11 protein-coding genes and 1 pseudogene are annotated in these 9,475 nt (G+C 61.4%); 6 read left to right on the top strand and 6 right to left on the bottom strand.

Annotation, left to right across the window (positions count from 1 at the left end; translation table 11 throughout):
- The 4 genes and pseudogenes from L981_RS12875 to L981_RS12860 all read right to left on the bottom strand — a co-directional run.
- A pseudogene (locus tag L981_RS12875) lies at window positions 1–237 on the bottom strand (amino acid ABC transporter permease); the annotation flags it as partial.
- Between the two features lie 78 nt (window positions 238–315).
- Entirely contained in the window at window positions 316–1,062 is a 747-nt protein-coding gene (locus L981_RS12870; RefSeq protein WP_043616293.1) for a transporter substrate-binding domain-containing protein, read from the bottom strand.
- 19 nt (window positions 1,063–1,081) lie between these two features.
- A complete protein-coding gene (locus L981_RS12865; protein WP_043616291.1) occupies window positions 1,082–2,155 on the bottom strand; it encodes a LacI family DNA-binding transcriptional regulator in 1,074 nt (357 codons plus the stop codon).
- A 178-nt stretch (window positions 2,156–2,333) separates the two neighbouring features.
- Window positions 2,334–3,089 carry an SDR family NAD(P)-dependent oxidoreductase gene (locus L981_RS12860; RefSeq protein WP_043616289.1) on the bottom strand — a complete coding sequence of 252 codons (756 nt, stop codon included), beginning with the start codon at window positions 3,087–3,089 and terminating at the stop codon, window positions 2,334–2,336.
- Window positions 3,090–3,424: 335 nt separating this feature from the next.
- Between L981_RS12860 and L981_RS33760 the strand changes: the two genes are divergently transcribed.
- From L981_RS33760 to L981_RS12840, 6 genes are all read left to right on the top strand, one after another.
- Complete coding sequence (locus L981_RS33760) at window positions 3,425–4,012, top strand: L,D-transpeptidase (protein ID WP_082006005.1); 588 nt, start codon at window positions 3,425–3,427, stop codon at window positions 4,010–4,012.
- A gap of 189 nt (window positions 4,013–4,201) precedes the next feature.
- The gene (locus tag L981_RS35535) at window positions 4,202–4,333 is read left to right on the top strand and encodes an ABC transporter (protein WP_082006004.1); all 132 of its coding nucleotides are present in this window, start codon (window positions 4,202–4,204) and stop codon (window positions 4,331–4,333) included.
- A gap of 144 nt (window positions 4,334–4,477) precedes the next feature.
- Window positions 4,478–5,047 carry a hypothetical protein gene (locus L981_RS12855; protein WP_043616286.1) on the top strand — a complete coding sequence of 190 codons (570 nt, stop codon included), beginning with the start codon at window positions 4,478–4,480 and terminating at the stop codon, window positions 5,045–5,047.
- A 181-nt stretch (window positions 5,048–5,228) separates the two neighbouring features.
- Window positions 5,229–5,816 (top strand): protein-S-isoprenylcysteine O-methyltransferase, encoded by a 588-nt coding sequence (locus L981_RS12850; protein WP_043616284.1) that lies wholly within the window; start codon window positions 5,229–5,231, stop codon window positions 5,814–5,816.
- 10 nt (window positions 5,817–5,826) lie between these two features.
- Window positions 5,827–6,609, top strand: coding sequence for a hypothetical protein (locus tag L981_RS12845; protein WP_052201773.1), 783 nt, complete (start codon window positions 5,827–5,829; stop codon window positions 6,607–6,609).
- On the top strand, window positions 6,606–7,484 hold the full coding sequence (locus L981_RS12840) for an SDR family NAD(P)-dependent oxidoreductase (protein ID WP_043616281.1): 879 nt from the start codon (window positions 6,606–6,608) through the stop codon (window positions 7,482–7,484). The genes L981_RS12845 and L981_RS12840 overlap by 4 nt, the downstream gene beginning before the upstream one ends.
- A 78-nt stretch (window positions 7,485–7,562) precedes the next feature.
- On the opposite strand, the gene L981_RS12835 is transcribed toward L981_RS12840, so the two are convergent.
- Together L981_RS12835 and L981_RS12830 are read right to left on the bottom strand one after the other, a co-directional pair.
- Window positions 7,563–8,051 (bottom strand): DUF930 domain-containing protein, encoded by a 489-nt coding sequence (locus tag L981_RS12835; RefSeq protein WP_245281624.1) that lies wholly within the window; start codon window positions 8,049–8,051, stop codon window positions 7,563–7,565.
- Window positions 8,052–8,403: 352 nt separating this feature from the next.
- Window positions 8,404–9,475, bottom strand: a 1,072-nt coding sequence (locus L981_RS12830; RefSeq protein ID WP_043616275.1) for a DNA translocase FtsK, incomplete at its 5' end; no start/stop codon positions are given.

Raw genomic sequence — 9,475 nt, 5'->3', positions numbered from 1 at the left:
CGCAAGCCGCGGGCGCGGCGCCTTGGCGCGCGAGAACACGAGCACCGCGATGCCCGAGCAAAACGCGATCGCCAGCGCCAGAAAGCCCGGCACGAAGGCCGACGAACCGTTCTCGACGCCGAGGATCGCACGCAGCGAGCGCTGATAGTCGCCGGAGGAGATGAACAGATAGATGATGAAGGGCAGCGCGGTCAGGATGATCAGATTGCTCGGACGCACGCTTCTCAGGAACGACATTCATTCCTCCGGGGCACAGGACAGACAAACAGACGACCCGGAGCGCGGCACGCTCCGGATCCGATCGATTTCAAAGGCTTACTTGAGGCCCCAGTATTTGCTGATCAGCTGGTCGAGCGTGCCGTCGTCCTTGATCTGCTTCAGGCCCTCGTTGAAGGCCGCGACGTTTTCGTCACCCTTGCGGAAGACGAGACCGAGCGGATCGGATTCGAGATCCTTGATGGCAACGACGAGCTCGCCGGCGAACTCGCGCTCGTAGGCGGCCGCATTGGCGCCGTTGATGACGACGCCGTCGACGTCCTTGTTCTTGAGCGCGATGATCGCGGCGCTGAACGTGTCGTAAGCGGCGACGTTCTCCTTGCCGACGACGCTTTCGGCAACCTGGGCGTCGGTGGTGTTGGCCTGGGCCGAAAGCTTCCTGCCGGCGTCCTTGAAGGCGTCGAGCGTGATGCCCTGGTCGTCAGCACGCATCAGCACGGCCTGGCTGTTGACGATGTAAGGGTCAGAAAAGTCCATCGCCTTCTTGCGTTCCTCGGTGATCGAGACGCCCGACGCGACGAGGTCGAAGCTGCCCTGGTCGAGGGCTGCGAAGATGCCGTCCCAGCCGGTGGTGATGAATTCGGCCTGGCAGTTGATCTTGGCGCAGACGGCATTGACGACATCGACGTCGAAGCCGACGACCTGTCCGGTTGCCGGATCGATGCTTTCCATCGGCGGCGAGGTCGTGTCGGAGCCGACCTTCAAGAGCTTGCCGCCGAGATCGGCGGCGTGCGACACGCTCGAAGCAAGGGCCGCAATGGCCATGGCAATCATCAGTTTTTTCATGGTTCTCCTCCTTGGATGATTAGTTTTGGATCAGACGGCCGCCGAGATTGTCGGGTTGGCGCTCGATCAGCGTCGGCCGGAAGACCTGCCGCAACGCCCCAGGGTCCTCCCCCTCCATGCGGCGCAGCAGGAATTGACCGAGCGTGCGACCGAGCACCTCGATCGGCTGATAGAAAGTGGTGATCGGTGGCGTGAAATAGGCGCTGACATTGATGTCGTCATAGGCGATGACATCGACATCGACGCCGACCTGGCGCCCGAGGCTGCCGAGGCCCGAGAGCACGCCGAGCGTGGTGGATTCGTTGATGCAGACGAAGGCGGTCGGCGCGTCGTCGAATTGCAGGAAATCGATCACCGTCTGCCGTCCGAAATGGGTCGAGAGATCACCCTCGGCAATCAGATCCGTCGGGGCTTCCAGACCGACCTCGCGAAACGCCCGGACAAAGCCGTCGATCCTGTCGAGCGCGTAGGAAAGCCGCCGCTCCGGATTGACCAGCGCGATCCGCCGGTGGCCGCCGGCGATCAGCCGCGCGGTCGCCGCATGCGCGGCCCATTCGTTGTCGATGTCGACATGGGCATAGTTGAGATCCCCGCGGCAACGTCCCATCGAGACGAAGGGGAAATCCTCGCCGACGAGCAGATCGATGCGCGGATCGTCGGCGAGAATGCCGGAGAAGATCAGCCCGTCCGCAAGCCCCTGGTCGACGATGCGGCGCGCCGCTTCGGCGCCATCGGCGGCATCGCGGATGACATGCACGGACATGCGGTAGTCGGTGCCTTCGAGCGCCTGGCTGATGCCGCTCAGGGTCTGGGTGTATTCGACGCCGTCCCATTCATAGTCGCGCGCCGCCGTCACCGGCATCAGCACGGCCGCCTGAAAGCTCTTGCCGGTGCGAAGCGCCATGCCGCGGGCGTTGGCCTGGTAGCCGACTTCGCGTGCCGCCTTGTAGATGATGTCTCTGGTCGCCGGTGCAACCACGGGCGATTCGCGCAGGGCCTTGGAGATCGTGGCAATGGAATAGCCGGTCATCTCCGCCAGGGTCTTGATCGTCGGCGTCGGCGTGCGTCGCGCCCTGTGCATCTCAGTCGCCATGCACCCTCCCAGGCTTAGGCCTTCTCCTGGAGACTAGAGGTAACAGCCAATAAAAACGTTTTCAAGAAAAATAAAAACGTTTTTATTCCTGCCACACAGCAAACGCTGCGCGAAGCCGGACGCGCGTCTGCGTGCCCTGAACAACGGGAGGGGATTGGAACGGTGCGTGCGCGACCCGCTAGTGAGCGGTGTAGGCGCCATCGACGAGGTGAACGCTTCCGGTGATGAAGCTTGCCTGTTCCGACAGCAGGAAACAGATCAGGGCCGCCACTTCCTGCGGCGTGCCACGGCGTCCCATCGGCTGCAGCGACATCATGCGCCGGCTGCTGGACACGTCGGCATTTTCGCCCGATAGCGGCGTGTCGATCCAGCCGGGCGCCACCGCATTGATGCGAATACCGCTACGGGCGTACTCGATCGCAGCGGCCTTCGTCAGCCCGACCACTGCGTGCTTGGCCGCCGTGTAGGCGGCGGCGGTCGGCAAGGCGACCGAACCGAGAATGGACGTTGTATTTACGATCGCGCCGCCACCCTGCGCCGCCATGGCCGCGATCTCGTATTTCATACAATAGAAAACGCCGTGAAGGTTGACGTCCATCAGCGCGTGCCAGCTGTCGATTGGATAGTCGGCGGTTGCCTTGCGAACGCCGTCGATCCCGGCATTGTTGACTGCGAGATGCAGGCCACCACAGGTCTGAACGGCGTAGTTCACCAGCTTTTCAACGGCGGCTGCATCCGCGACATCAAGCGCGACGTGATGGGCCTTGCCTCCATTCGCGCAAATATCTTCAACGACGAGACGCACTGCGTCCGCATCGACATCGGCAGCAATGACTTCCGCGCCCTCGGCCGCGAGTTGCCGGCATACGGCCGCGCCGATTCCTGAACCGGCGCCGGTCACCACAGCGACTTTGCCAGTGAAGCCTAAATTCATACCGTCATTCCAGTTGTCACATTCGACCAATCGAACGTGTGCGATGTCGCAAATCATTTCATGCATTCGATGCGAGGCACAGATTTATCGACCCACCGTCCACAGAAAGACGCGAAAAACACCAGCAATTTTAATGAGATTTCCGAGCACCATTCAGATTCGTCCGCACGAATACATTATTCTTGCGCAGACTTTCCCGCGGAACGTGCAAAAATATCTCCTGTTCCGAACGCATAGGCTGACGCATGGTTTAGTTTGACTGATCGGAACTTTGCCGGCAAATATTGCAATGCTAAAAGCGAGTCGGGGTGTACCATTTTTCTCAGCAGGTAAAGATGGACAATCAGCGCATTACTCGGAGAGCCCTGTTTATCAGCAGCCTTGGCTTGCTGGCCGGGTGCAGTTCAAGCTGGCAGGGCGTTTCGTTCCCATCGCTGTACGGTGGCACACCGGGTGTGGATCCACGCTACCGAAAGAGACACGTCCGGTATGACGGCAAGGAACCGGCCGGAACAATTCTCGTCGATACATCTCAACGTTATCTCTATTCGATCGAAAACGGCGGATGGGCGATGCGTTACGGAATCGGCGTCGGAGAGGAAGGGCTCACACTCAAAGGGCGAGCCATCGTCGGTCGCAAGGCCGAGTGGCCGTCATGGACGCCCACCGCAAGCATGATCCGACGCAAACCGGAACTGGCGCAATACGCCGGCGGCGTTACAGGCGGCCCTCACAACCCTTTGGGCGCGTCGGCTCTATACCTTTATCGCAACGGACAGGACACCAAGTTCCGCCTCCACGGCACGAATGCACCCTGGACTATAGGCCAGGCCGTTTCAAACGGCTGCATACGTCTAACCAATGATGATATAGTCGATCTTTACGCGCGGACACCAATTGGAACTCCGGTATTGATCATTTGATAGCGTACTCTATCTCTCTTTCGTATTGGAGTAGGGCGGGAATGTTCCGAAACACAGTTTGGATTTTGGTAACGATAAAGCGGACAGGGAGTGTGTTCTTTCCGCACTAGGCCGAATCGTGAATTGCTACTAATACTGTAAGCGTTGCCTTCGAATAACCATTCCGACCACAGAGGAAAGGACATATTGATGAGCAGAATCCTAATCGTTACAGTTGCGTTGCTTTCCGTCGCCAGCCTCGCGGCGTGCGGGACCATCGGCAAAGGCAAAGGCAAGGCCCCACCACCGGTGGCCGCAGAACCGGCGCCCGTTTACAAATAATTCTGACCTTGGTTCGGGGAGGACCATGGTCCTCCCCGCCCTATCTGATCGTGGCCAGCCCGGCCACTCGTAGGGGCGCGCGGACCGAAAGCCTTAAGTGGCATTCTCGCGTGCTCATCAGAATTCGGGAAAGATGGCGCAGGAATGATGCGTTCACGAGGTCTTATTTCGTTCGCCGTATTGGCCACAATGGCGCTCACGGCGTGTCAATCGCAAGATAAGGGCCCACAGCCGCGGTTTGTCTCAAGCTATGCAGGCACGTCGCAACAGAGCAATCAGGGCTACTTCATCGAGTTCCGCTCTCGTTATGCGCTCAGTTACGGGCACTCCTATGTAATTTTCGGCCAGCTCAGCAAGTCCGGAGCAATGGTCAATCCGGAAGTTGCGGGGCTTGCTCCCGCGACAAGCGATACCGCTCCCTATGTTATTGGCCACCTTCTGCCGGTCCCGGCCGAAACTGGTGCCAGCGACGGCGACCTCGAAGAACAATACAGGTCGGCGAGCTGGCGCGTCATGTTGACGGAGGCGCAATATCGCGACGTCGTTGCCAAAATCCGAAAGCTCAAGTCCGAAGCCCGCTTCTGGCAGGCGTCGATCTACAACTGCAACGCATTCGTCGCCGACATCGCGCGCTCCATGGGTTACAAGACACCTGGCATCTGGCTGAGGCCGCAGCAATTCATCACGCGGCTGCGTGAGATGAACGGCGGCTAGCGGGCGAGCACACCACGCCTGACCAGGCACAAGGAAGCGCCTCCATCGCTCATCAACGGCGTTCTCGACCGCTGCGGTTTTATTGCCTTGTCAGGTCCGAGCGACGCATGGCAGTCTCGTGCGTGATTGCCACCTGCGGACCAGCATCCGCACAAAAAAGCTTGGGTGAGCCAACGTGAACATGTCTGCCGCTTCCATCGGCGAAATCGTCTGGGTCGTGGGCATCGTTGCCTGGTATGTCGTCCGTTACCCGTTCGAACGCCGTGCAAGGCGTGTGCGGGTGATGAGCAACCGTCGATCGACGACCGATACGATTGGCCTGGCTGCGGCTTCGCTCGGCCTTGCCATTGTGCCAGCACTCTATGTGGCGACAGGAATTCCGGGATTTGCCGACTACGTCGCCCAACCATGGCTGGTCGGACTTGGGGCGTTCGTGTTCGCCGCCGCGATCTGGACCTTCCGTCGAACGCACAAGGAACTCGGCCGCAACTGGTCCATTTCGCTGGAAATCCGCGAAAAGCACAAGCTGATCAGCACGGGCCCTTACGCCACCGTCCGCCACCCGATGTATACGAGCTTCCTGCTTATGGGCCTCGGCCAGATGCTGCTTCTGTCGAACTGGGTGGTCGGACTTGCGGGGCTTGTTGGATTCGCTGTTCTTTTCTTCCTGCGCGTGGGCAAGGAGGAGCGCCTGATGCTGGAATTCTTCGGGCCCGAATATCGCGACTACATGGACAGGACGAAGCGAATTATACCCTATATCTACTAGAGGTGGCACTATGCGGGGCCGACCGATCAAGCTTTCCGCCGCACGACGCCTCGTCGGCGATCTGATGCGATTTTCCATCGGCGTGCCTCGGGTCACGGTGCAGCGGCAGATGGACATCAGCGCGTTGCACAAAGCCCGGGCAAGCCGCTCGGACCGGCCCTCGTGGATGGTGTTGTTTCTCAAGGGCTACGGGTTACTCTCGCAGGAGACGCCAGATTTCCGCCGGGCCTATATCAAGCTTCCGAGACCGCAACTCTATGAGTACCCCGGAAGCATCGCGTCCGTGGCGCACGAGCGCGAGTACGAAGGCGAGCGGGTCGTTCTTCTCAGCACGATCAAGACACCCGAACGGCGATCCATTGGCGAATTGAGCGCCCTGCTCCAGGAGGCCCGTTCCCGTCCCGTACTTGAGATCAGGGAGTTCCGGCGGGCGTTGAAGATCGCGCGCCTGCCGGCGCCGTTGCGGCGGCTGCTGATGTGGCTCAGCCTGAACATGGGGCGCCAGCGGGGCCACCGCTTCGGCACCTTCCAATTGTCTGTCTATTCCGGCCTGGGTGCGGAATCGCTCAATCCGCTGACGCCGCTCACCACCATCTTCAACTATGGGCCGATCGGCGACGACGGGTCGGTAACCGTGAGAATCCACTATGACCACCGCGTCATGGACGGCGCCAACGTCGCGCGCGCCCTGGCGCGTTTCGAGGAAATATTGAACGGCGAGATCGCTGACGAGGTGGCGGGCCTTACGAAAGCCGACAATGCGCCCATCGGCGCGCCGGAGCCTTCCGCATGACATTGCAGCAATCACCACGAGCCGCCATTGTCGTCGTCGGAGCGTCCCGGGGCATCGGCAGAGCAATTGCCGAGCTTGCCGCGCGAGACGGCGCGCCGGTCGTTCTGGTCGCGCGGTCCATCGAAGGCTTGCGCGTCGTGGAGGCTGCGATCAACCAGGCGGGCGGCGAGGCATTCTCCCTGCCAGTCGATCTTGCCGCCCCCGATGCCACGCGCATTCTCGACGAATTTCTCGCGCGCGAAGGCCTCGTCTGCGACGTTCTTGTCAACAGTGCCGGCTATGGCCTGCGCGGCGCGGCGACCGCTTTGCCGATTGCCGACCAGATTGGCATGATCGACGTCAATGTACGCGCGCTAGCGGCCCTGACTTTGCACCTGTTGCCTGGCATGGTCGCGCGCGGCCGCGGCGGCGTCATCAACCTGGCCTCCGTCGCCAGTTTCACGCCCGGCCCGTACATGGCGATGTATTATGCGAGCAAAGCCTTCGTTCGTTCCTTCTCCGAGGCGCTCTACCAAGAGACGCGAAAGACGGGCGTAACCGTGACCTGCGTTGCGCCGGGACCGGTGTCGACCGAATTCCTCGAAAAATCCGGCGCCAACAGGGCGGCCTTGTTCAAAGCGCTTCCGAAGGCCACTCCGGAATACGTGGCAAGATGCGCTTGGCGCGGTTTCAAGGCACGGCGGCGGCTGGTCATTCCCGGCATTTCCGCCAGGCTGGCGATCCTGATCGCCAGCCTCCTTCCCTCCTCAGCGCTTCTGCCGCTTGTCGGTCGCCTGCAACTGCGCGGCAACGACCCCTGCCCTTGCGGATCCGGCAAGCAACTCAAGCACTGCTGTCGCGCAGGCCACGCCAAAGGCGGACCGGCCCCGGCGTGATCCCCCTTCGCAGCCTGTTCTCGTCCGGCGCCTCACCAAAATGCGCCGGGTGCAGGCGGACCCTGGCCATGGCGACTATCAGTGGGCTTCGGCGCCTGCAGGGAGGAAATGCGCCTCCCACTCACTTTTCGGAATTTCATCGCCGACCTGAAACTCGAACCGCACGACGCTTTTGATATCCGACGCCACGGCGCAGCCAAACTTGATGCTGAACCAACGCCCCCTGCTGCGGAAGGCGGCGCCATCGGCGCGGAGGTCCCGCCCCGTCAGGCGGACATTCGACGTGGCGTAGGCGACGAGCAAGTCGGGGTTAAAGTCGACGCGCCAGCGATGAACCTGCTCCATCGCCTCGAGATTGCAGAGCTGGACGATCCGCTCATCGGCAGCAAGCTGCGAAAGCCCTTCCAGCGCCTGTCTGCTGCGTGAATCGGCCAGTATCGCCGCCGAGAAGAACCGCTTCGCTTGCACCATCGGCTGGGCAGCCGGAGGCAGCGTGGCTGTTTCCGCCGCAGGCGCCGTCTCCGATACGGAAGGCGCGACGGCCGGAGCTTCATGTGGTTCGTGCACGGGCTGTCCACCTCGGGGCGTGGGGGCGGCAATTCCAGTATCTGAACGGCGATCCCCTCGTCCGGGGTCGGAACAGGCGGCCTCGCTGACGGCAGGAGGAAAAGCGCCAGCGCGGCGAAAGCATGAAGGATGAGAGCAAGCGTCAGGCTTGGCCAGATCGGTGTCTCATTGCGACGATGCGTTACTGCCTACACCGATCAGATCATCCCATGCGCGATATCAGGGCCGGAAGCATTACGGCCGCTCCTGGCGCAGGCGACACTAGCACCAACGCGACAATAGAAAAGCCGCCGCCGACAATCTGTCAGCGACGGCTTGATATCCGTGTTTTGGGCGACGCCTGCGACCGGTATCAATCCATGTCGTCGTTGTCGGGCGCGCTCATATGGTCGCGGTTGCCGTAGATGATCTCGCGCTTGCCGACATGGTTTGCCGGTCCGACGAGGCCTTCCTTTTCCATGCGCTCGACGAGCGAGGCCGCGCGGTTGTAGCCGACGCCGAGGCGGCGCTGGATGTAGGAGGTCGAGCACTTCTTGTCGCGCAGCACCACCTTGACCGCCTGGTCGTAGAGTTCGTTGCCGTCTTCCGACGCAAGCGCGCTCTTATCAAAGACCGGCGTCTCTTCCTGCGGCTCCTCTTCCTCTTCTTCCGCCGTGACGGTGTCGAGGTATTCCGGGCGACCTTGCGTCTTCAGATGTGCGACCACGTGTTCGACTTCCAGATCGGAGACGAACGGACCGTGGACACGGGCGATACGCCCGCCGCCCTGCATGTGCAGCATGTCGCCCTGGCCGAGCAGCTGCTCGGCACCCTGTTCGCCAAGGATCGTGCGGCTGTCGATCTTCGACGTCACCTGGAACGAGATGCGGGTGGGGAAGTTCGCCTTGATCGTGCCGGTAATGACGTCGACCGAGGGACGCTGCGTCGCCATGATCAGGTGGATACCGGCAGCGCGCGCCATCTGCGCCAGCCGCTGGATCGCGCCTTCGATCTCCTTGCCGGCGACCATCATCAGGTCGGCCATCTCGTCGACGATGACGACGATGTAAGGCATCGGCGCCAGGTCCATTTCCTGCTGTTCGAACAGCGGCTCGCCGGTGCCCTTTTCGAAGCCGGTCTGGACCGTGCACATGACAGGCTCGCCCTTTTCACGGGCGGCGGCTGCGCGCTGGTTGTAGCCGTCAATGTTGCGCACACCGAGCCGCGACATCTTGCGGTAGCGGTCTTCCATCTCGCGAACGGCCCACTTCAGCGCCATCACCGCCTTTTTCGGGTCGGTAACGACGGGGGTGAGCAGATGCGGGATGCCGTCATAGACGGAAAGTTCGAGCATCTTCGGATCGACCATAATCAGGCGGCACTGATCCGGGCTGAGCCTATAGAGCAGCGACAGGATCATGGTGTTGATCGCGACCGACTTGCCC

Source organism: Ensifer sp. ZNC0028 (genome assembly GCF_000799055.1).
Classification (GTDB): Bacteria; Pseudomonadota; Alphaproteobacteria; order Rhizobiales; family Rhizobiaceae; genus Ensifer.
Note: the sequence above shows the minus strand (reverse complement) of the source record. Positions and strands in the feature narration are given on the sequence as shown.